Genomic DNA, 21,229 nt, shown 5'->3' on the forward strand with positions numbered 1-21,229 from the left:
CCATGAACAAACAACGACATCCGGCGCAATGCCGGGCCCGCTGCGGGATGACGCCACGACCGGTTTAGTGCGTGCATTTTCACGATAGACACCGAATACTCATCGAGTGCCTGGCTGACGGCCGGTTTCACTCGGGCAGCCATCTGGCGACCGACTTGGGGCTCAGCCGCGCGGGCGTCTGGGGCCTGATACGGGAACTCGGCGAACTGGGCCTGGAAGTCCATGCCGTCCACGGCAAGGGTTATCGCTTGGCCGAGCCGCTCGAGTTGCTGGACGAAAACTTCATCCGGGGCTCGCTGTCTGAATCGGCACGGCGCTGGCTGGCCGAGCTGGAGATACACCCCAGGCTGGATTCCACCAATACCCATTTGGCTAACCGTGCTCGACGGGGCGCGCCGTCCGGCGCGGTTTGCCTGGCCGAGAGCCAGAGCGCCGGCAAGGGTCGTCTGGGGCGCACCTGGCTGTCGCCCTTCGGCGGCGGTATCGCGCTGTCGGTGCTCTGGCGCTACGACGATATCGCCCGACTGGCCGGGCTGAGCCTGGCGGTGGGCGTGGCCGTCATGCGCGCGCTGGGTCGGATGGGCGTGGAGGGTGCGGGTTTGAAGTGGCCCAACGACATCCTATGGCGCGACCGCAAGCTGGGCGGCATCCTGCTGGAGGCCAGCGGCGAGGCGCATGGCGGCTGCGCGGTGGTGATCGGACTGGGCTTGAACCTGCACATCCCGGCGGAGAGCGGCCAGGCCATAGACCAGGCCTGGGTGGACCTGAGGCAGATCGACCAGGGCATCGCGGCCGGCCGCAACCGCCTGGTCGCCAGCCTGCTGGACGAATTGTTGGGGCTGCTGGCCGATTTCGGACAGGCGGGCTTGAGCGCCTATCTGGACGAATGGCGGTCGCATCACAGTCTGCACGGCCGGCCGGTGAGCGTGCAACTGGGCGATAGCCTGATACACGGGCGCGTGGCCGGCGTGAGCGCCGAAGGCCTGCTGCTGGTCGACGACGAAGACGGCGCGCGGCGCGAATTCGCCGCCGGCGACGTGCGCGTGCGGGTGGCTCATGTCTGACGCTGCCTTACTGCTGATCGATATCGGCAACTCCCGCATCAAATGGGGTTGGGCCGATGCGGGCGGTATCGCTCCCGGCGAGCCTTTCGTGGGCTCCGATTTTTCCGCGGCGTGGAGCGGATTGCCCCGGCCATCCGCCGTCTGGATATCCAATGTCGCCGGCCCCGAATACGCCGAACGTCTGCGGGACTGGGTGTCCGGGCGATGGGGCCTGGATGCGCATTTCGCCCGCAGCGAAGCTCGGGCCTGCGGGGTGATCAACGGCTACGATGAACCCGCCCGCCTCGGCGTGGACCGTTGGCTGGCCCTGATCGGTGCCCGTGGACGCTATGCCGGTCCGCTTTGCGTGGCCGATTGCGGCACCGCGATCACCGTGGACGTGTTGAGCGCGTCGGGTGAGCATCTGGGCGGCGTTATCGCGCCGGGCTTGGCGCTGATGAACGAGGCGCTCGGCAAGCGCACCCATGCCTTGAGTCCGGCCGGTCGCGCGTTGGTTTTCGATCTTGCACGCGAGACGGAGTCGGCCATAGCGGCGGGCGTATACGGCGCGGCGGCGGGGCTGATCGAATGGACCCGCGATGCGGCGGCGAAGCGCTTGGGTTCGCTGCCGCGCTTGATCCTGACCGGAGGGGATGGCGAGAGGCTGGCACCGGCCTGGGATGAAGCGAAGCTTGTGCCGGAGTTGATACTCGACGGCCTGAGGATAATGGCCCTGGAGACCCGATGAAATATTTGTTTGCCCTGTTGCTGACCGTCAACGTGGTGTTCTATCTGTGGGAGTCCCGCCAGGGCAGCGCGGGCATCGTCAATTCCGAACTGAAGCTGCCGCCGTCGGCCGGCGAGCGCATCGTATTGATCGCGGAATTGCCCTCGATACCGAAAAAACCCGCCCCTCCGAAACCGCTTGCTCCGCCCGAGCCGCCTCCCGTCAAGCCGGCGGAAAAACCGGTCGAACCCGAGGTGGTGAAGGACGCCGCGCCGGTTCCGCTCGTGCCGGCGTGTTATTGGCTGGGCCCCTACGAAAGCGACGGCGACGCGCGCCGGGTGCTGGCGGCCTTGCCGGCCGAACTGAAGGAGGCCGAGGTCCATCGGCGCTCCGGCGAAGTGCCGAACGGCTACTGGGTGCTTTATCCCAAGGCGGAGAGCATGGAACTCGCCCGGGTCAATCGCCAGATGCTGGTGGACAAGGGCGTGCGCGATCTTTGGGTGTTCGACAAGGGCGAGTTGCAGGGCGCCATTTCCCTCGGGCTGTTTACCTTGCGCGAGCGTGCCGAGGCGGCCGCCCAGCAGTTCCGGGCGCAAGGCATCGCAGCGGTGGAAGTCCATCCCCGCATGGTCAGGAACGAGGCGCCCTGGATAAAGTTGCAGTGGCCGGGCGACCGTACCGAGCTGGAACGGCTGATAGGCGTGCAGGGCGTGGCCTTGCAGGCCTGCCCCTGAGTGTCGTCAGAAATGCCGGTAACCGCCCGCGCCTAGTTCCAGGCGCTGCCCGTCGCGCAGGATGCGCAATCCCCGTTCGGCCTCGATGTGGCCGATGCGGGTGCAGGAGATTCCCCGCGCCGCCAGTTCCGCTTCATGTTCCGGCGCGAGGGTGAAGCAGAGTTCATAATCGTCACCAGCCGTGAGCGGCATGCTCCAGTCGCCGGTTTCTTCGACATGGCGGCGCACCGGTTCCGGCAAGGGCAGGGCGGCGTAATCCAGGGTCGCACCCACCCCGCTGGCGGTCAGGATATGGCCCAGGTCGGCCGCCAGTCCGTCGGAAATGTCGATACAGGCGCTGGCCAATCCGCCGAGCGCCAACCCGGCACTTATTCGAGGCTCGGGTTTTTCCAGCCGCTCCACCGCGGCTGGCGCATCGATCGCGCATTTGCCCAAGGCGATCCGCAGGCCCAATCCACCCAGCCCTAGTTCCCCGGTCATGTAGACCGCATCGCCCGCGCGCGCGCCGTCGCGGCGCAAGGCCTTATCTGCGGAAACCCAGCCCATGGCCTGCACGGTGATGGATAAAGGCCCATGGGTGGTGTCGCCGCCGATTAGGTCGACGCCGTAGCGCTGAGCCAGGTCCAGAAATCCTTCGGCGAACCGTTCGAGCCAGGCTTCGTCGACTCGCGGCAGGGTCAGGGCCAGGGTGACCCAGGCGGGATCAGCGCCCATGGCGGCCAGATCGCTGAGGTTGACCGCCAGGCATTTGTGGCCCAGCCGGCGCGGATCCGTATCGGCCAGGAAGTGCACGCCGGCGACCAGCGTATCGGTGCTGACGGCCAGGCGCTCGTCGGCCCGCGGCACCAGGAGGGCGCAGTCGTCGCCGACCGTCAGCAAGGTGTCCGCGCGGCGCGGCGGGCGGGTGAAATAGCGGCGGATAAGCTCGAATTCGCCGAGGCTCACAGGATGCCGACTGCTTCAGCCCTTCGCGCGGCCGGCTTGGATTTCAACCGTGCGCTTGGCGTGGGCGATCTTGTCGAGGATGCCGTTGACGTACTTATGGCTTTGCGCCGCGCCGAAGCCCTTGGCCAGATTGATGCCTTCGTTGAGCACTACGCGGTAGGGCAGTTCGGGATGGAACAGCAGCTCGTAGGCGCCGATGCGCAGGATCGCGCGCTCCACCGGATCGATGCTGGCGATGGAGCGATCGACGAACTGGGCCAGGGCGGCGTCGATTTCGTCCAGTTTCTGCGGAATCTGGTGCAGCAATTCGTTGAAATAAGCAACGTCGGCATTGCCCAGGCCGTGTTCTTCGATGAATTGCCGTTCGATCTCGCTCAGGTCCGCTCCGGTGAGCTGCCACTGGTAGAGCGCCTGCACGGCGGAACGGCGCGCGCTGGTGCGCGCTTGGGTGGGGGTACTCATGCCTGGTCCAGGTCCCGCAGCAGGTTGACCATTTCTATGGCGGACAGGGCGGCTTCGGCGCCCTTGTTGCCGGCCTTGGTGCCGGCCCGTTCGATGGCCTGTTCGATGCTGTCGACCGTCAGCACGCCGAAGCTGATCGGGATGCCGTGTTTCAGCGAGACGCTGCTGATGCCTTTCACGCATTCGCCGGCCACGTAGTCGAAGTGCGGTGTGGATCCGCGTATCACCGCGCCGATGGCGACGATGGCGTCGTAGCGGCCGCTCGCGGCGATTTTCTGCACGGCCAGGGGTAGTTCGTAGGCGCCGGGCGTGCGGGCGACGTGGATCTGCTCGCGGCTTGCGCCGTGGCGGACCAGGGCGTCGATGGCGCCGGATTCGAGCTGGTCGACGATGAAGCTGTTGAAACGGGAGGCGACGATGGCCACGCGCAGGCCGGTCGCGCTCAAATGGCCTTCGTAGGTCTTGATGTGGGACATGATTGAGGTCTCCGTAAGGTGGGGGGCGTGGACCGGATCAGTCGCACGAAACGTAATCGACCACTTCCAGGTCGTAGCCGGAAAGGCCCAGGTATTTTTTCTGCGCGCCCATCACGCGCAGCTTGCGTACTCCGAGATCGGCCAGGATTTGCGCCCCGGTGCCGGTGGTGCGCCAGTCGTCGCCGCTTTCCTCGCTGCTTTGCGGGACGACGCCGTGGTCTTCCATGCTGTATTGATGGATGCGTTCGACCAGCGACTTGGTGTCTTCCTCGCGGCGGATGACCACCAGCACCCCGCATCCGGCGCGGGCGATCTTCTCCATGGCGCGGCGGAGGGGCAGGCCGCTGTCTTCGCGTCGGGCGCCGAACAAATCGCACAGCAGATTGCGCCCGTGCACCCGCACCAGCACCGGTTCGTCGCCGGACACCCGGCCCATGGTCAGGGCGAGATGCAGTTTGTTGTCGATCTGGTCCTGGTAGGCGTGCAGGCGGAATTGGCCGTATTCGGTGGGAAAATCGCAGGAGCTGATGCGCTCGACGGTTTTTTCGTTCTGTATGCGGTAATGGATGAGATCGGCGATGGTGCCGATCTTGAGGCCGTGCTGCTGGGCGAATATCTCCAGGTCCGGCCGGCGCGCCATGGAGCCGTCCTCGTTGAGGATCTCCACGATCACCGCCGCCGGTTCGCAGCCGGCCAGTCGCGCCAGATCGCAGCCGGCTTCGGTATGGCCGGCGCGGTTCAGCACGCCGCCGGGCTGGGCCATCAATGGGAAGATGTGGCCCGGCTGCACCAAATCTTCCGGCCTGGCGTCCTTGGCCACCGCGCATTGCACGGTGCGGGCGCGGTCGGCGGCGGAGATGCCGGTGGTCACGCCGGTCGCCGCCTCGATGGCGACGGTGAAGTTGGTGGAGTGGGGCGTCTTGTTCTCGTTGACCATCAGCGGCAGCCGCAGCTGCTGGCAGCGCTCGCGGGTCAGGGTCAGGCAGATCAGGCCGCGGCCGTAGCGTGCCATGAAGTTGATGTCTTCCGGCCGCACATGGGTGGCGGCCATGACCAGATCGCCTTCGTTTTCGCGGTCCTCGTCGTCCATGAGTACGACCATCTTGCCTTGGCGCAGGTCGTCGATGATTTCTTCGATGCTGTTCATGTCAAAGGTTTTTGATGAATCCGCTGTTGGCCAGTAATTCCGCGCTGACGCCGCCGCTTTCCGCGGCCTTGTCGCCCAGCAGCAAACGCTCCAGGTAACGGGCAAGCAGATCGACTTCCAGGTTGACCTTCCGGCCGGGCTGGAATTCGTCCAGCGTGGTCTCGCTCAGTGTATGGGGGACGATGTTGAGGTCGAAGCGGCGGCCGTTCACATCGTTCACGGTGAGGCTGACGCCGTCCACGCAGATCGAGCCTTTCTCGGCGATGTATTTGGCCAGATTCGCCGGCGCCTCGATGACGAAGCGCACCGAGCGGGCATCGGCTTTTCTCTCCACCACCTCGCCCACGCCGTCGACATGACCGGAGACGATGTGGCCGCCCAGCCGGGTGGCGGGAGTCAGGGCCAATTCGAGATTGACGCGCGAGCCGGCCTTCAGTCCGCCCAGGGTAGTGCGCGCCAGGGTTTCGCGCGAGACGTCGGCGCTGAATTGATTTTCGCCCAGGGCGATGGCCGTGAGGCACACCCCGCTGACCGCGATGCTGTCGCCCAGCGCCGCGCCGGCCAGCGGCAGCTTGCCGGTGGCGATGCTCAGGCGGCAGTCGCCGCCGCGTGTTTCGAGGTGTTCGATGGTGCCTATGGCCTGGATGATGCCGGTGAACATGGTCGCTCGTGTGATGTGATTTCGGAGGATGGGTGAAGGGGGCAGCCGTGACCCACAGGAGCCGCGTGGGTCGTGCTGTGCTCCATCCGTCCTAAGGGTTTTTCAAAAACTTCATCCGCATATCCTTTCCCACCTGCCGGCTGTCGGCCAAGGTCAAATCATACCGGTCGGCCATGCGCTCCAGCCCGGGTAGATGGAACAGGCCGCGGCCCCGGTCGCCCAGAATGCAGGGGGCGAGGTAGACCCACCATTCGTCGACCAGTCCCGCCAACAATAGCGCGCCGTTCAGGGTGGCGCCGGCTTCGACCATCAGTTCGTTGCATTCCAGCCTGCCCAGTTCGTCCAGCACGGCGTGCAGATCGACACGTCCGTCGGCACTCGCGGGCAATACCCGCACATCCGCTCCGGCGGTCCGCAGGGCTTCCGCTTTTTCTCCGTGCTGACATCCCAGTATCAGGGTCGAGCCGGGCGGGGCGAGCATTTTAGCAGAGGCGGGGGTCCTTAAGGCGGAATCCAGTACCACGCGCAGCGGTTGCCGCACTGTTTCCAAATCGTCGATACGCACGGTCAGGGCCGGATCGTCGGCCAGCACCGTATCCACCCCGGTCAGGATGGCAGAGCTGCGCGCGCGCAAACGATGCACGTCGCGGCGCGCTTCGGGCCCTGTGATCCACTGGCTCTCGCCCGAGGCCATCGCGGTGCGTCCGTCCATGCTCATGGCGAGTTTGCTGATCACATAAGGCCTGCCGGTGCGCATGCGCTTGATGAATCCGCGGTTGAGCTTTTCCGCTTCGCTTTCCAGCAAGCCGGAGCCGACTTCCACGCCCGACTCCCGCAGTTGTCCCAGACCGCCGCCGGAAACCCTGGGATTGGGGTCGGTCATGGCCGCGACCACGCGCGCGACGCCGGCTGCCAGCAGGGCATCCGAGCAGGGCGGCGTGCGGCCGTGATGGCAGCAGGGCTCCAGGGTCACGTAGGCTGTGGCGCCTCGAGCCGCCTCGCCCGCCCTGCGCAAGGCCTCGATCTCGGCATGCGGGCCGCCGGCCCGTTGATGCCAGCCTTCGCCGACGATCCGATCATTCTTGACCAGCACGCAGCCGACGCGGGGGTTGGGGTGGGTCGTGTCCAGTCCGTTTTCCGCGAGCCTGAGGGCGCGGGCCATGTAGCGCGCGTCTGCGGGGGTGTATGGCAGCATCGATGGCGAGGACATGGGCCGGAATCGGCAAAGAGCCGTTTAGCCGTCGGTCTGAGCCGATACGGATGACTCGGTTTCCGGCGGTTGGCTCTCCAGCCGGTCGATGACTTCGCGGAACTCGTTGACGTCCTGGAAACTGCGATAGACCGAGGCGAAGCGCACGTAGGCGACATGATCGAGACCGGCCAGTTCGTTCATCACGCTTTCGCCGATCAGGCGGCTCGGAACTTCCCGCTCGCCGCTCGCCAGCAGACGCTTCTTGATGCGGGTGATGGCCGCCTCGATGCGGTCGCTGCCGACCGGCCGTTTCTCCAGCGCACGCAGGATGCCGGCGCGCAGCTTGTCTTCGCGGAAGGGTTCGCGATTGCCGTTGCTCTTGACCACGCGGGGAAGATTCAGCTCAGCGACCTCGTAGGTGGTGAAGCGCTCCTTGCATTCGCCGCATTCGCGGCGACGCCGCACCTGATCGCCTTCCTGGGACAGGCGGGAGTCGACCACGCGGGTATCCTGGGCGCCGCAGAAGGGGCAACGCATGGCGGATTCGTCAGGCCGGCGGGCGATGACGGGCGGCAGCGCCCGACGCTAAGGCCTTAATCGGCGTAGACCGGGAACTTGCGGCACAAATGCAGCACCTCGGTGCGCACGCGTTCGATCACCGCGTCGTTTTCCGGATCGTCCAGCACGTCGGCGATCCAGCCCGCCAGGGTGACGCATTCCTCCACGCCGAAGCCGCGGGTGGTGACCGCCGGGGTGCCGATGCGGATGCCGCTGGTGACGAAGGGCGACTGCGGGTCGTTGGGCACCGCGTTCTTGTTCACGGTGATGTTAGCCTCGCCCAGCTTCTGGTCGGCCAGCTTGCCGGTGATGCCCTTGTCGATCAGGTCGACCAGGAACAAATGGTTGTCGGTGCCGCCGGAGACGATCTTGTAGCCGCGTTCGATGAAGGTCTTGGCCATGGCGCGGGCGTTTTCGACCACCTGGGCCTGGTAGTGCTTGAACTCGGGCTGCAGCGCTTCCTTGAAGGCCACGGCCTTGGCGGCGATGACATGCATCAGCGGGCCGCCCTGGATGCCGGGGAAGACCAGCGAGTTCAGCTTCTTTTCGAGTTCGGGGTTGGACTTCGCCAGGATCAGGCCGCCGCGCGGGCCGCGCAGGGTCTTGTGGGTCGTGGTGGTGGTGACGTCGGCGATCTGCACCGGGTTGGGATAATGGCCGGTCGCCACCAGGCCGGCGACATGGGCCATGTCCACCAGCAGGTAGGCGCCCACTTCGTCGGCGATGTCGCGGAAGCGCTGCCAGTCGACCACGCGGGAATAGGCGGAGAATCCTGCGACGATCAGCTTGGGCCGGTATTCGCGGGCCAGCGTTTCGACCTGTTCGTAGTCGATCTCGCCGGTGGCCGTGTTGAGCCCGTACTGCACCGCGTTGTAGATCTTGCCGGAGAAATTGACCTTGGCGCCATGAGTGAGATGGCCACCATGGGCCAGGCTCATGCCCAGCACGGTCTCACCCGGCTCCAGCAGGGCCATGTAGACCGCGGCATTGGCCTGCGAGCCGGAATGCGGCTGGACGTTGGCGTAATCGGCGCCGAACAGTTGCTTGGCGCGGGCGATGGCCAAATCCTCGACGACGTCGACGTTTTCGCAGCCGCCGTAATAGCGTTTGCCGGGGTAGCCTTCGGCGTATTTGTTGGTCAGTACCGTGCCCTGGGCTTGCAGTACGCGGGGGCTGGCGTAATTCTCCGAGGCGATCAGCTCGATATGCTCTTCCTGGCGCCGATCTTCGTCCTGTATCGCGGTCCACAATTCATCGTCGAAACCGGCGATTTCCATACCCTTGCTATACATGGCTCTAACCTACCGTCGGGATTTGAGAAGGCGGCATTGTAAACCAGATAGCGGCGCATCCTCACGCTGAAATTCGCCGGCTCCGCGCACTTCGCACGGTGCGTGGGCATGAGTACCGGCCTGTGGCAGAATCCGGGGACCACGGACCTGGAGGATGACATGGCCGAATCTTCGTCGATTTCGCCCGAGGGCGGCGATATCAGCCCTCAGTTAAGGGCCGATAGCGCGGTGCGGGCGATCTTGCTACGCCAGTTGGCCGCCATCGAAGACCATTTGGCCGGAACCCTCGCTCGCCTGGACAGCGAGTATCTGCACAACCTACGGGTCGCCGTGCGGCGCACCCGCTCGGCCCTGGGCCAGCTTAAAGAGGTTTTTCCCGCCCGGCCCACGCGCCGTTATGCCAACGGTTTTTTCTGGCTGGGGCAGATCACCGGGGAGGCCAGGGATCTGGAAGTGCATCTGCTCGGCTTCGATGCCTGGGCGAACCTGGTTCCCCCTTCTATGCGCGGCGACCTCGAGCCCCTGCGCGCCGAGTTGAGCGCCGGGCTCGACCGGGCTTACGCGGACCTGGCCCGGCGCCTGGGGTCCCGCCGTTTCCGGGATCTGATCGAAGGCTGGGGCCGGTTTCTGGGCCGGCCGGAAGCGAAGCATCCCCGTGCGGCCAACGCCCGCCTGCCGGCCAAGACCCTGGCGGACCGCCGCATCCATAAGCTGTTTCGCCGGGTGTTAAAGCAAGGCCGGGCCATCAAGTCCGACACGCCGGCGGAATATCTGCACGAACTGCGCAAGACCTGCAAGAAGCTGCGCTATCTGCTGGAGTTTTTCCAGGCCTTCTATCCGGCCGACGACATCAAGCCCGCGATCCGCCAACTCAAGCTGTTTCAAGAGCACCTGGGCGATTTCCAGGACGTCCACGCCCAGCTCGCCTGGCTCAGGGAAACCGCGGCCCGCTTGCGGAAGCGGCCCGGCGTCTCGGCCGGCACGCTGCTCGCCATGGGCGCCCTGCTGGGCGGTCTGGAGCAACGCCAGGAAACCCTGCGCCGGGAGTTCGGCGAACACTTCAAGCGATTCGACCGCAAGGAAAACCGGGTCCATTACGGCCGCTTGTTCGCGGCAGGACGTCAAGCCGAGAAATAAGCGGCGATACGCTCAGGCGAAGAATTGGTGGATGGTGGTTTCCACCAGGGACCACGGCAGTATCAGGGGTTTGCGCAATATGGTGATGCGCAGATGGTCGCCGTGTATGTGGTATCGGCCTTCCAGTCCCCGTCCGTGGAAGTGTCCGGTATTCACATCTCCGGTGAAGTTCAGTCCGTTCTGGCCCGCCTGGTTTCGGGCTTTGCCGACCAAGTGTTCGGGTGATCGGTCGGCGAGCTTGATGGTGATTATCTTCGACATGGGCGCTGCTGGCGGGGAAGTCTCGGGGGTCGTGGGCGCGTATTTTGGCGATGAAGTTTCCCGATATCAAATAGCCCATGCACCGATGTGCGCACTTTATCCGGCGGGGCGCGCGGTGATAGACTGCAAATCCAGACTTTCTTGCTGGGTTATCGTCCGGCCGTTCCGGCTGGACGCACCGGTTTCCACACCATCATCGTTAAATGGAGAAAACATGTCACACGAACTGCCTGCCTTGCCGTATGCCAAGAACGCTCTGGCTCCGCATATTTCGGAAGAAACGCTGGAATACCATTACGGCAAGCATCACCAGACCTATGTCACCAACCTGAACAACTTGATCAAGGGCACGGAATTCGAAAGCCTGTCTCTGGAAGACATCGTCAAGAAGTCTTCCGGCGGGATTTTCAACAACGCCGCTCAGGTCTGGAACCATACCTTCTATTGGAACAGCCTCTCGCCCACCGGCGGCGGCCAACCGACCGGCGAACTGGCTGCGGCCATCGACAAGGCTTTCGGGTCTTTCGACAAGTTCAAGGAAGAACTGACCAAGACCGCCGTCGGCACCTTCGGTTCAGGCTGGGCCTGGCTGGTGAAGAACGCGGATGGCAGCCTCGCCCTGGTCAGCACCAGCAACGCGGCCACCCCGTTGACGACCGATCAAATTCCCTTGCTGACCGTCGACGTGTGGGAACATGCCTATTACATCGACTACCGCAATCTGCGCCCAAAGTACCTGGAAGCGTTCTGGGCACTGGTGAACTGGGACTTCGCCGCCAAGAACTTCGCGGCCTGAAGCCTAGCCCGCAAGTCTGGGGCTCCCTGATGCGAACCCCGTGCTCCCGCAGGAGCACGGGGTTTTTGTTTTTCGGCTCGGCCGTATGCATCGACCGCTCTTTCCCTTCGGGTGCGCACGAGCCGCAGTTCCCGTTTTTCCTTGGTGGGGCAAGGTCGGAGTGGATAGTGGCGGGAACAAGTGTTGCCTATATAGAAATAGTTAGTTACTGCGGTTTACATTGTTTCCGAATTGGATCAGTGTAGGCCTACAAGACTTTCTCGAACGGCACCACGGTGCCGAAATGCAGGGTTCGCAGGAGGTAAAGTCGATGTTCAGCGATATCCATACTTTCTATTCCTTGCCTGTTTGTGAGTCGGGCTGCGCGGAATTCGATCCCGCCGATCTACGTCCATTCGAGATCCTCGTGGCTTTCGCGGTTCTTCTGATCGTCGAGGCTAAACACGGCCGCAGGGATAGCCCGATGAAAACCGTTCGCCGGTCCTATCTGACCAACGCGGGCACCTTCCTCCTGAACGATGTGCTGATGTCCGTCCTGTCGGTGTCATCGCTGTACTTCATAGCGGATCGCTACGCCGCATGGGGACTGCTCGGTTCCGTAGCGAGTTCCGGCTGGGCGGCCTTCCTGTCCTTCGTATTGCTCGATCTGGGCCTGTATGTGTGGCATTGGGCCTGCCACCGCGTCGACGTGTTGTGGATGTTCCACAAAGTGCATCACAGCGACCGCTGCATCAATGTGTCGACGGCATTCCGCTCGCATTTCGGCGAGGTCTTCCTGACCGCGCTGGGCAAGGCTTTGTTCATCGTGGCGATCGGTGTTGAGGCGTCGGTCGTGCTCGCCAACGAAGTGATCGTTACGCTGTTCGTCATGTTCCACCATGCGAACATCACGCTGCCCGGCGAACGCCGGCTCGCTCGTTTGATCGTCAGCCCCGGCCTCCATCGGGTCCATCATTCGGTCCGGCGCGAGGAGCACGACCGTAACTACGGCGCGGTGTTTTCCCTTTGGGACAGGATGTTTGGCACCTTGGCCGAATCGACGCCGCAAAAACTCGGTTTGGATTTCGTGAAAGAGCTCGATTTCATCCAGTTGTTCGGCTTCGGATTCAAACGCACCTACCGGCCGAGCCGCCGGAGCCAGCAGGCGATGATCGCCGAGGCGGCCTATTTCCGGGCCGAAAAACGCGGCTTCGCGCCGGGTTTCGAGATCCTGGACTGGCTGGAGGCGGAGAGGGAGGTCGGCTCCGACGGCTGAGTCGCGGATGGTCGGGACGTCGATGTTTCGGGCCGCGGCTGCCTCGTGAGCGGAGGCCGGTTTTCCGCGCGGGCTGACCGGGGGAGCGGCGTTCGTTAGAATGGCCGTTCCTTTCCTACATTCGACGAATTCCAACCTCCCATGCGCACCAGTCAGTTCCCGCTCAATACCCTCAAGGAAACCCCGGCCGACGCCGAAGTCGTCAGCCACAAACTCATGCTGCGTGCGGGCCTGATCCGCAGGCTGGCCGCCGGGCTCTATACCTGGCTGCCGCTGGGCGTGCGGGTGCTGCGCAAGGTCGAGCAGGTGGTGAGGGAGGAGCTGAACCGGGCCGGCGCACTGGAAGTGTTGATGCCGGTGGTGCAGCCGGCCGAGCTGTGGCAGGAATCCGGCCGCTGGGAGCAATACGGCCCGGAGCTGGCACGCCTGAAGGACCGCCATGAACGCGAATTCTGCCTGGGGCCGACCCACGAGGAGATCGTCACCGAGCTGGCGCGCAACGAGCTGAAGAGCTACAAGCAGTTGCCCATCAACTACTACCAGATCCAGACCAAGTTCCGCGACGAGATCCGCCCGCGCTTCGGCGTGATGCGGGCGCGCGAGTTCATCATGAAGGACGGCTATTCCTTCCATCTCGACCAGGAATCGCTGCAGCAGACCTACGACGCGATGTATGTGGCCTACAGCAATATCTTCAGCCGCTTAGGGCTCAAGTTCCGTCCCGTGCTGGCCGACACCGGCGCCATAGGCGGCAGCCACTCGCACGAGTTCCACGTCCTGGCGGATTCCGGCGAGGATGCGATCGCATTCTCCAACGGCAGCGACTACGCCGCCAACGTCGAGCAGGCGGAAGCGCTGGCACCGACTTATCCGCGCCCGGCCGCGACGCAGGCCTTGCAGAAGGTCGCCACTCCCGGCAAGAAGACCATCGCCGAAATCAGCGAATTTCTCGGCGTGACGCCCGACAAGGTGCTCAAAACCCTGGCCGTGATCCAGACCGTGGTCGATGCGGAAGGGGAGACACGCGAGGTTTTCGTGAAGGTCTACCTGCGCGGCGATCACGAGTTGAACCTCGTCAAGCTGGGCAAGCTGCTGGGGACTTTCCGCTTCGCCACCGACGAGGAAATCGAAAGCCATTTCGGCTGCCGGCCCGGTTATATTGGCCCCGTCGAGGTCGCGGCGCTCGGCCCGGTTTATCTGGACCGCGCCGCCGCGGTGCTGAACGATTTCGTCGCCGGCGCCAACGAGGCGGGCTTCCACCTCACCGGCGTGAACTGGGAGCGCGACGTGGCGCTGCCGGGTGAAGTCGTCGACATCCGCAACGTGGTCGAAGGCGATCCCAGTCCGGACGGCCTGGGCACGCTGAGCATCGCCCGCGGCATCGAGGTCGGCCACATCTTCCAGCTAGGCACCAAATACAGCCAGGCCATGCAGGCCACGGTGCAGAACGAGCAGGGCGAAAACCAGGTGACCATCATGGGCTGCTACGGCATCGGCGTCTCCCGCGTGGTCGCCTCCGCCATCGAGCAGAACAACGACGACAAGGGCATCATTTGGCCGCAAGCCCTGGCGCCGTTCCAGGTGGCCTTGCTGCCGATGAACATGCACACCTCGGAACGCGTGCAGGCCGCGTCCGAAAAGCTCTACGCCGAGCTGCGCGGCGCCGGTATCGACGTGTTGTTCGACGACCGCAAGGCCCGCCCCGGCGTCATGTTCGCCGACATGGAACTCATCGGCATTCCGCACCGCGTGGTCATCGGCGACCGCGGCCTGGAGGCCGGCAAGCTGGAATACAAGGGCCGGCGGGATGCGGAGTCGCAGGAAGTCGCACTGGGCGATATCGTGGCCTTCCTGCAGGAGCGGATAAAGGAAGGCTAGGGTCGCCGCGCTCAACGACGCCCGGTTCGCATTCGCCGAGACGGGCGTCTTCCCGGGCCGCCATACATCATCGGAGTTGGTCGGGAACGGTATGCCGTCGGCTGCGGAAGGCGAGCTTTCGGAAGGTGCGCCCTAAAAGAGGTAGTCGTGTTTCGCGTTGAAGCCGGGAATCTTGGCCTTGGGCTTGAAAGCGGGGGGCTGCCAGGATGCTTCGTCGCTACCCGTAAGGTATCGAGCCAGCCAGATCGCCTGGCTGCGTACCGGGGTGACATAGGCGTAAAGCTTGCCGTCGGGGAGTTCGGCGACGTCGCCGATGGCATGGATGTTCGGGTTCGAGGTCTTCAGCGCGCCGTCGACTCGAATGCCCCGGCCGGTATCCAGTCCGGCGGACGCGGCGAGTTCAATGCGAGGTTTGAATCCGCAGGCGAGGATGATGCCGTGAAATCCGCTTTCCAACTTTTCGTCGACCCCGACCGTCAGTGCTCCGGGTTGACCGGAAAAGCCCTGGACAGCGCAATTCAGCCTGACGTCTATACGATAGTGTTCGGTGAGCAGGCGCAGCAATTCGGCGGAGTCTTCTTCCACCAATTGTCGCTCCATCAGGCGAGGCAGTGCGTGGAACAAACTGACCTGATCGCCGGAACCCGCGAGGTCGGCGGAAATCTCGCAGCCGATCAATCCACCGCCCACCACGGCCCAGCGAACTTGCGCGACACGGCTGCGGTGTTCGTCACGCAGATGCCGCAGAGCCTTGAGGTCGGTCAGGCTGTTCAATACATGGAAAAGATTCGCCTGAGCGCGGAAGGGCGGAGGAACGAAAGCGTCCGATCCCTGAGCGAGGATGAGCTTGTCATAATCGAGGTGCAACGCCTTGCCGTCTTTTTCGCAGGCCAGGGTTTGGGCGCGGGCGTCGAGGGCAAGCGCTTCGGTCCCGCTCAGAACCTCGATGCCGGCAGATTGCGCCAAATCATCGAAAGTGCGGAGTACGATCCTGGTTTCGATGTCGGCGCGAGTGAAGGCATGGGACAGCAGCGGGCGCGAATAATAGCCGTCGGTTTCCCGGCTCACTAAGGTCACCGCGGTTTCGGGCGACCGTTTGCGCAATTCCTCGGCGAAGCTGATTCCGGCGATGCCCGAGCCGACGATGACGGTATGCATGGACGGTCTTTAGATGGTCACGAGATCGAAGTCGGCTTTCGTCGCGGCGCAATCGGGGCAGGACCAGTCCTCGGGAACATCTTTCCAGCGAGTGCCGGGTTGAATTCCGTTTTCGGGGTCACCCAGTTCTTCGTCGTAAATGTAACCGCAGACTGCGCAGACGTATTTCTTGAATTCGGGCACGGTTTCTTCCTGTTTCGGTTTTAGGCCATTTGTTTGGCGGTGGCGAAAATTTCTTCGGCGTCCAGTATCAAGTCGTTCTGTTCGAACAACCGGGCGATGCAGGCGCGGTGCAAGGCCAGCTTGAGGGTGCCGAAGCCTATCGCGCCCCAAACGATTTTACCGTGGCGCGCGGCGCCGCGGTCCATCATGTCGGTTCCGCCCAGACCCAATGGCGGCGTCGCGTTGGCATCGGCCAGCAGTTCCAGGTCGGGCAGGTCGCGCCAGTGCTCTTCACGCAGGAGTTCAACCCCCGCCGCCCCGCAGGCGAGTACGATATGCGCGCCTTCGATGGCGCGCGCACGGGCCTCGTGGTCGCTGGCTTCCAGCGGGGTCAGCTCGACGCCGAAGCGGTCGCGCATGGCGGTGCAAGCGTGTTCGGCGCGCTCCAGTTGCCGCGAACTGAGGCTGACCAGGCAGCCTTCCCGGGCCAGTATGACCGCCGCACGCTGGCCTACCGGTCCGGTGCCGGCCAACACGACCGCTTTCTTGCCGGCCAGTACCCCGCTGCCGGCCAGTCTGGCCACGGCGGCGGCGGCCGTGGTGTTGCTGCCGTTGCTGTCCAACATGAGCGACACGCGAAAGTCGGCGAAAAACTTTTTCTTCACCGCCTTGAGGAGTTCCTGGCCGGCCAGCATGTCGCTGCCGCCGATAAAAATGGCCGTGTTTTTCTTGTCCTTGGGCGCCCTGGTGAAGATGGCGCCTTCCACCAAGGCGCCGACATTCTCGGGATGGAGCCCGCCGTGGGGGATGACGTGATCGGCGCCCCCGTCGTAAGCCACCACGGTGTCGAAAACGGAGGGCTGAGGGTCGGTATCGAACTGGAACAGCAATTTTTTCATGGCTACCTGAACATGAACGCCGGGCGGAGAGTTTTAGCTCTCCGCGTAGGCGCTGGCTTATAATCGGCCGCTTAGTTTACGCACAGCGCAGCGCATTTTGGAGAGCCCGAGCATGTTAAAAGACCGGCCGATACAACAGTTTCTCGACGAACTCGCCAGCAAGGCCCCCACGCCGGGCGGCGGGGGCGCGGCGGCCATCATGGGGGCCATGGGCGCATCCCTGGTCGCGATGGTGTGCAATCTCACGCTGGGTAAGAAAGCGTATGAAGCCGTCGAAGACGACATTAAGGCCGCCCTGCAAGCCTCGGAAGCGCTGCGCGCCAGGCTGACCGATATGATACGGGCCGACGCCGAGGCGTTCGACTTGGTCATGGGGGCCTACGGGCTGCCCAAAGAGAGCGACGAGGAAAAAGCCGCGCGCAGCGCGGCAATACAGGATGCCCTGAAAGTCGCCACCGACGTACCCCTGGCTTGCGCCAAGGCTTGCGCGGAAGTGATCGAGCTGAGCCGGGCGGTGGCCGAAAAAGGCAACAAAAATGTGGTCAGCGATGCCGGAGTCGCGGTTCTGGCCGGTTATGCCGCGCTCAAGTCGGCCGCATTGAATGTCTATGTCAACACGAATGCCATCCGCGACGAGCACTTCGTGCACGAGCGCATCAGCGAACTGAATGCCATCCTGACCGGCATGGAGGTTGCCATGGAGGAGATCTATCAGGAGGTGAAGAGCCGCCTGTAATCACAGGCGCCGCTTCAAAGCATGCAGCAGGCCAGGCTAAACCCGACGTTTTCCTTGCTCTGCACGGGTCTTTCGTGGGTATGGGCGGTCATGAAGCGGATGGTGAAGCGGTGCTTGCCGCCGCTGATTTCGGCGAAACAGGCCTGATCCTTGGAAAGCGCCACGCGCAAAAGCTGGAAGGGCAGGGCGTGATCGAGGGTCTTCTGGAAGAAGCCTCCCGGGGCGACCTCCTCGCTCGCCTCCCCGCTCCGGCGGATGGTGTTGAGCACCAGGTCGATGGCGGCGCGGATGGTCGCGAAGGGCGCCAGCCAGTCTTCCAGATCGCGCTTGCGCAGCGCATCGCCCTGCTGCAGCCAGTAGTGGTAGGCGGGCAGGTCGAAGGGGCAGGTGCCGCCGGGTATGGCGCTGCGCTGGGCGATGGCCTTGAACAATTCGTTCTCGGCCAGCGGCTGGCCGATCTTGCCGGCCGAGGCATACAGCCGGCCGCTGAGGCTTTCCAGCTGGCTCAGCAGGGTGCTCAGCTTGGCCGCGTCGATGCCCTGGCTCCTGGCGAGTTTGCCGAATACGCCGGCGTGGCGGTCGAGTTCCTTGAGGCTTTCCGACTTGAGGTCGTTGCGGCTGAACAGGGCGAGGATTTCCAGCAGGGTGGCGATGACCGCGCGGCTGTCCCACACGGAGTTGCCCTGCATGAAATGGTCGGCCTGGAGGAATAGTTGTTCGAGGCGCATGAACACGCGGATCCGTTCGTTCAACGGAAACTCGTAGAGAACCAGATCGTTCAAGGGAGAACCGGCGGGTGTCGTGTGGGGCGGCCGAGCGGCCGAATGGGTCGGCATTTTGCAGTTTGCAGTCGATTAGTCAATACCGGAGCGAGCGTGCGGGTGTTTCCAGCCCGATGAAAGCGCGGTTTCCGCCGGTCGGCGTGGCGAGAACCCGGTCGAGTCCCCTACAATCGACCGTCCATCCCCACACATTCCCGGCTCGACATGAAACTCTTGCGACGGTTGTTCATCTTGGCGCTCGTCTTGTTGCTGACGGGCTGCGTATGGCTGCGGATGCTGGAAATGAAAGGGCAGCTGAGCCATTTCGACGAGAATTTCCGGGTGGAAAACAACGGCCATTTCGTCCTCGATTTTCTCCATCCCGTGCTCTACGACGAAGATTACCTGACCCTGGCCAAGGTGGAGCCCAGCCTAAAGGAGAGCTTGCCGACGGGGCCGCGCTGGAAGCAGATATTCCACAAGGTCGACGCGGGCGGCAAAACGGTGCCCGGCGTGGATATCGTTTTTACCCTGGACTTCGACGAGGAGAAACGGCTCAAGCGCTGGGACTTTTCGCCGGCGTTCATCGCGATGATCCCGGGCCGGTTTCTCGAAGCTTCCCTGCGCTCCCTAGGCAAGGGCAAGGTGGACGAGGGCAAGAAACAGTTGCGGGTGAATCCCGAAGACCTGCCCCGGCTGAACGAAAAGCCGCCCGGCCGAGCCCAGGTCGAAGCGGCCCTCGGTCCGCCGTCGGAAGTGTCCGAGGATGGCGGGAAGACGTTGAGCATCTATCGTTTCCAGACCGATACCTTATACGTCAAGCCGGATTACGAAGATCGTCGTTTCGCTTACGCCAAGCTTTATTTCGACCCCGCATCGGATGAATTGCAGAAAGTGACGGCGCGTTTCCTGGGGCTGAAGTTTTCGGTCGACTTCCGCAAACTCATCAAATTGGAAGCCATAGGCAAGGGCGAAAAGTAGCGGGATTCGGGATTCCTTCCCGAATCGAATGCCGTCAGGCGAAAAACGGCCCTTTGCCGGCGTCGTGCGGCTTGCGCACATTGAAACGCCGGAAATATAATCGCGCCGCGCCGTCGGGCACCATGCATAACACACGGCGGCGCGCGGCTAGCGGAATTTGTCATCTTCGCCAAGACGCGGCTTCTTGAGGAAGGCGGTGGTTCAGTTCCCCGCATAATAAGCCAGCTATAACGGCTGCAAGGCCTGTGCTTGTGCAGTCTCGACATACCCAATTTTCTGTCCCTTCCAGGAGGCAAAATGAGTCTGAAAAAATCGCCCATCATCATCGCCGGAGCCCTGCTGTTCGGTGCCACCGCGCCGGCTTTCGCCGAAGTCGATCCGCAAATCGCCGAAGGTTACAAGCTCTACAAGCGCGAGCGCTGCGAAACCTGCCACGGCCAGACGGGCGAAGGCAGTGCGGCTTTCCCCAACCTGCTCAACTCGTTGAAGAAACTGAGCAAGGAAGACTTCGCCAACGTGGTACTGAATGGTCGCAACGCCATGCCGGCCAACAAGGCTAATCCGAAGATCGCCAACGGCATCGACGCGCTTTACGCCTACGTGAAGGGCCGTTCCGATGGCACCGTTCCTGCCGGCGAACTGAAGTAAGCGCACCGCAAGGTCGCTTCGAAACCCGCTCCCCGTCCTCGCGGAGCGGGTTTTTTAATGCCTTCGCCTTCCTGCGGGAGTTCGGGCGCCGGCCGCATCGGTCGCAGTTCCGGCGACCGGCTGGGATTCTTGACACACTTGCCTCCCATTGATAATTTGGCACTCGTATAACCAGAGTGCTAATCGTCGTAGCCATGAGCCGGCCCCAGAAAAGACCCGAGTTGAATGAGCGCGCCCAGCACCTCTTGAAGGTATTGGTCGAGCGCTACATTTACGAGGGGCAGCCGGTCGGTTCCCGCGCGCTGTCGCGCGACGCGGGCTTGAATCTCAGCCCGGCCACCATACGCAACGTGATGGCCGACCTGGAAGACCTCGGTTTGATTACCGCGCCTCACACCTCGGCCGGGCGCATGCCCACGGTGAGCGGATACCGGCTGTTCGTCGATACCTTGTTGACGATCAAGCCCTTGCAGCAGGAGGTCGTGCAACAGTTTCGCCGCGAAATGGGTCCACTGCATGATCCGGAAGAAATCGTCGAAACCGCTTCTCGTCTGTTGGCCGATGTGACTCACATGGCGGGCTTGGTGAGTCTGCCGCGGGTGGAGACGGTCACTTTCCGCATGATCGAATTTTTGCCGCTGTCCGAGCAGCGTATCCTGGTCATCCTGGTGACCAACGAGCGGGAAGTGCAAAATCGCATCATCTCGCCCGCTCGCCGCTTCAGCCCAGCCGAGTTGACGGCGGCCGCGAACTATCTGAATGCGGTCTATGCCGGCAAGGATCTCAATGCGATCCGGACCAGCCTGTTGCAGGAATTGCAGAGCACTCGCGAGCAGATGAACCAGGAGGCGCTGCATGCCGCCGAAATCGCCGATTTGGCGCTGGGCAGCCGGGAGGCCAGGAAGCGCAAACCCTTCGTGCTGGCCGGTGAAACCAATTTGATGGACTTCGACGAGTTGGCCAGCATGGAACGACTGCGCGGCTTGTTCGCGGCCTTCAGGCAAAAGGAAGACCTCGTCCATCTCCTCGACCGCTGCCTGGAGAGTACCGGGGTGAAAATCTATATCGGCGAGGAATCCGGTTACCGGGCATTGGACCAGTGCAGCCTGGTGACGGCGTCTTACGGAATCGATGAGCAGACCATAGGGGTGCTCGGCGTGATCGGCCCCACCCGCATGGAATACGAGCGGGTGATCCCCCTGGTCGACCTGACCGCAAAAATGCTGAGCGCGGCCTTGAATCAGAAAGCGCTGACCCCATCTTAAGCCCGGCCAAATCCCTATCCCTTATCCATCGCCTGCCCGATCGAGCAGGCCGGTG

General features: G+C 63.4%; 24 protein-coding genes. 11 read left to right on the forward strand and 13 right to left on the reverse strand.

Annotation, left to right across the window (positions count from 1 at the left end; all coding sequences use genetic code 11):
* The first annotated feature begins 71 nt into the window (after window positions 1–71).
* From birA to JWZ97_RS02230, 3 genes are read left to right on the forward strand one after another with little or no spacing between them, the layout of a single operon-like run.
* Window positions 72–1,064: a bifunctional biotin--[acetyl-CoA-carboxylase] ligase/biotin operon repressor BirA gene (gene birA / locus JWZ97_RS02220; RefSeq protein WP_205433171.1), complete on the forward strand. Its 993-nt coding sequence runs from the start codon at window positions 72–74 to the stop codon at window positions 1,062–1,064.
* The gene (locus tag JWZ97_RS02225) at window positions 1,057–1,791 is read left to right on the forward strand and encodes a type III pantothenate kinase (protein ID WP_205433172.1); all 735 of its coding nucleotides are present in this window, start codon (window positions 1,057–1,059) and stop codon (window positions 1,789–1,791) included. Before birA ends, JWZ97_RS02225 begins: the two co-directional genes overlap by 8 nt.
* Window positions 1,788–2,504 (forward strand): hypothetical protein, encoded by a 717-nt coding sequence (locus JWZ97_RS02230; protein WP_205433173.1) that lies wholly within the window; start codon window positions 1,788–1,790, stop codon window positions 2,502–2,504. Before JWZ97_RS02225 ends, JWZ97_RS02230 begins: the two co-directional genes overlap by 4 nt.
* Window positions 2,505–2,510: 6 nt before the next feature.
* Here JWZ97_RS02230 and thiL read toward each other — a convergent pair whose 3' ends face one another.
* The 8 genes from thiL to glyA form a co-directional block, all read right to left on the reverse strand.
* The gene (thiL, locus tag JWZ97_RS02235; RefSeq protein ID WP_205433174.1) at window positions 2,511–3,449 is read right to left on the reverse strand and encodes a thiamine-phosphate kinase; all 939 of its coding nucleotides are present in this window, start codon (window positions 3,447–3,449) and stop codon (window positions 2,511–2,513) included.
* Window positions 3,450–3,464: 15 nt separating this feature from the next.
* Window positions 3,465–3,911, reverse strand: a complete 447-nt coding sequence (nusB, locus tag JWZ97_RS02240) for a transcription antitermination factor NusB (RefSeq protein ID WP_205433175.1) — start codon at window positions 3,909–3,911, stop codon at window positions 3,465–3,467.
* Complete coding sequence (gene ribE, locus JWZ97_RS02245) at window positions 3,908–4,387, reverse strand: 6,7-dimethyl-8-ribityllumazine synthase (RefSeq protein ID WP_205433176.1); 480 nt, start codon at window positions 4,385–4,387, stop codon at window positions 3,908–3,910. The genes nusB and ribE overlap by 4 nt, the downstream gene beginning before the upstream one ends.
* Before the next feature lie 37 nt (window positions 4,388–4,424).
* Complete coding sequence (gene ribBA, locus JWZ97_RS02250) at window positions 4,425–5,534, reverse strand: bifunctional 3,4-dihydroxy-2-butanone-4-phosphate synthase/GTP cyclohydrolase II (RefSeq protein WP_205433177.1); 1,110 nt, start codon at window positions 5,532–5,534, stop codon at window positions 4,425–4,427.
* 1 nt (window position 5,535) lies between these two features.
* Window positions 5,536–6,195: a riboflavin synthase gene (locus tag JWZ97_RS02255; RefSeq protein ID WP_205433178.1), complete on the reverse strand. Its 660-nt coding sequence runs from the start codon at window positions 6,193–6,195 to the stop codon at window positions 5,536–5,538.
* Window positions 6,196–6,286: 91 nt separating this feature from the next.
* Complete coding sequence (ribD, locus tag JWZ97_RS02260; RefSeq protein WP_240342439.1) at window positions 6,287–7,405, reverse strand: bifunctional diaminohydroxyphosphoribosylaminopyrimidine deaminase/5-amino-6-(5-phosphoribosylamino)uracil reductase RibD; 1,119 nt, start codon at window positions 7,403–7,405, stop codon at window positions 6,287–6,289.
* Between the two features lie 24 nt (window positions 7,406–7,429).
* Complete coding sequence (gene nrdR / locus JWZ97_RS02265) at window positions 7,430–7,924, reverse strand: transcriptional regulator NrdR (protein WP_205433179.1); 495 nt, start codon at window positions 7,922–7,924, stop codon at window positions 7,430–7,432.
* A 56-nt stretch (window positions 7,925–7,980) separates the two neighbouring features.
* Entirely contained in the window at window positions 7,981–9,237 is a 1,257-nt protein-coding gene (gene glyA, locus JWZ97_RS02270; RefSeq protein ID WP_205433180.1) for a serine hydroxymethyltransferase, read from the reverse strand.
* A gap of 108 nt (window positions 9,238–9,345) precedes the next feature.
* Here glyA and JWZ97_RS02275 point away from each other — a divergent pair, with 108 nt between their 5' ends.
* Window positions 9,346–10,374, forward strand: coding sequence for a CHAD domain-containing protein (locus tag JWZ97_RS02275; protein ID WP_205433181.1), 1,029 nt, complete (start codon window positions 9,346–9,348; stop codon window positions 10,372–10,374).
* Between the two features lie 12 nt (window positions 10,375–10,386).
* Here the strand turns inward: JWZ97_RS02275 and JWZ97_RS02280 are convergent, their stop codons facing one another.
* Window positions 10,387–10,635, reverse strand: coding sequence for a hypothetical protein (locus JWZ97_RS02280; RefSeq protein ID WP_205433182.1), 249 nt, complete (start codon window positions 10,633–10,635; stop codon window positions 10,387–10,389).
* Between the two features lie 214 nt (window positions 10,636–10,849).
* Here JWZ97_RS02280 and sodB point away from each other — a divergent pair, with 214 nt between their 5' ends.
* From sodB to JWZ97_RS02295, 3 genes are all read left to right on the forward strand, one after another.
* Window positions 10,850–11,431 carry a superoxide dismutase [Fe] gene (gene sodB, locus JWZ97_RS02285; protein WP_205433183.1) on the forward strand — a complete coding sequence of 194 codons (582 nt, stop codon included), beginning with the start codon at window positions 10,850–10,852 and terminating at the stop codon, window positions 11,429–11,431.
* Between the two features lie 463 nt (window positions 11,432–11,894).
* Window positions 11,895–12,686, forward strand: a complete 792-nt coding sequence (locus tag JWZ97_RS02290) for a sterol desaturase family protein (RefSeq protein WP_205433184.1) — start codon at window positions 11,895–11,897, stop codon at window positions 12,684–12,686.
* A gap of 141 nt (window positions 12,687–12,827) precedes the next feature.
* Window positions 12,828–14,564, forward strand: a complete 1,737-nt coding sequence (locus tag JWZ97_RS02295; protein ID WP_205433185.1) for a proline--tRNA ligase — start codon at window positions 12,828–12,830, stop codon at window positions 14,562–14,564.
* A 132-nt stretch (window positions 14,565–14,696) separates the two neighbouring features.
* On the opposite strand, the gene JWZ97_RS02300 is transcribed toward JWZ97_RS02295, so the two are convergent.
* From JWZ97_RS02300 to JWZ97_RS02310, 3 genes are read right to left on the reverse strand one after another with little or no spacing between them, the layout of a single operon-like run.
* Complete coding sequence (locus tag JWZ97_RS02300; RefSeq protein ID WP_205433186.1) at window positions 14,697–15,722, reverse strand: NAD(P)/FAD-dependent oxidoreductase; 1,026 nt, start codon at window positions 15,720–15,722, stop codon at window positions 14,697–14,699.
* 9 nt (window positions 15,723–15,731) lie between these two features.
* Entirely contained in the window at window positions 15,732–15,905 is a 174-nt protein-coding gene (locus tag JWZ97_RS02305; RefSeq protein ID WP_205433187.1) for a rubredoxin, read from the reverse strand.
* A 20-nt stretch (window positions 15,906–15,925) separates the two neighbouring features.
* Window positions 15,926–16,783, reverse strand: coding sequence for an NADP-dependent methylenetetrahydromethanopterin/methylenetetrahydrofolate dehydrogenase (locus JWZ97_RS02310; RefSeq protein WP_205433188.1), 858 nt, complete (start codon window positions 16,781–16,783; stop codon window positions 15,926–15,928).
* Between the two features lie 112 nt (window positions 16,784–16,895).
* On the opposite strand from JWZ97_RS02310, the gene fchA reads away from it, so the two are divergent.
* Complete coding sequence (gene fchA, locus JWZ97_RS02315; RefSeq protein WP_205433189.1) at window positions 16,896–17,519, forward strand: methenyltetrahydrofolate cyclohydrolase; 624 nt, start codon at window positions 16,896–16,898, stop codon at window positions 17,517–17,519.
* 14 nt (window positions 17,520–17,533) lie between these two features.
* On the opposite strand, the gene zapD is transcribed toward fchA, so the two are convergent.
* A complete protein-coding gene (gene zapD, locus JWZ97_RS02320) occupies window positions 17,534–18,355 on the reverse strand; it encodes a cell division protein ZapD (protein ID WP_240342440.1) in 822 nt (273 codons plus the stop codon).
* 150 nt (window positions 18,356–18,505) lie between these two features.
* On the opposite strand from zapD, the gene JWZ97_RS02325 reads away from it, so the two are divergent.
* From JWZ97_RS02325 to hrcA, 3 genes are all read left to right on the forward strand, one after another.
* Window positions 18,506–19,261, forward strand: a complete 756-nt coding sequence (locus tag JWZ97_RS02325; RefSeq protein WP_205433190.1) for a hypothetical protein — start codon at window positions 18,506–18,508, stop codon at window positions 19,259–19,261.
* A 297-nt stretch (window positions 19,262–19,558) separates the two neighbouring features.
* The gene (locus JWZ97_RS02330; RefSeq protein WP_205433191.1) at window positions 19,559–19,909 is read left to right on the forward strand and encodes a cytochrome c; all 351 of its coding nucleotides are present in this window, start codon (window positions 19,559–19,561) and stop codon (window positions 19,907–19,909) included.
* Window positions 19,910–20,103: 194 nt separating this feature from the next.
* Window positions 20,104–21,174 (forward strand): heat-inducible transcriptional repressor HrcA, encoded by a 1,071-nt coding sequence (gene hrcA / locus JWZ97_RS02335; protein WP_205433192.1) that lies wholly within the window; start codon window positions 20,104–20,106, stop codon window positions 21,172–21,174.
* Window positions 21,175–21,229 lie beyond the last annotated feature (55 nt).

This window comes from Methylococcus sp. EFPC2 (genome assembly GCF_016925495.1).
In the GTDB taxonomy this organism is placed as follows: domain Bacteria; phylum Pseudomonadota; class Gammaproteobacteria; order Methylococcales; family Methylococcaceae; genus EFPC2.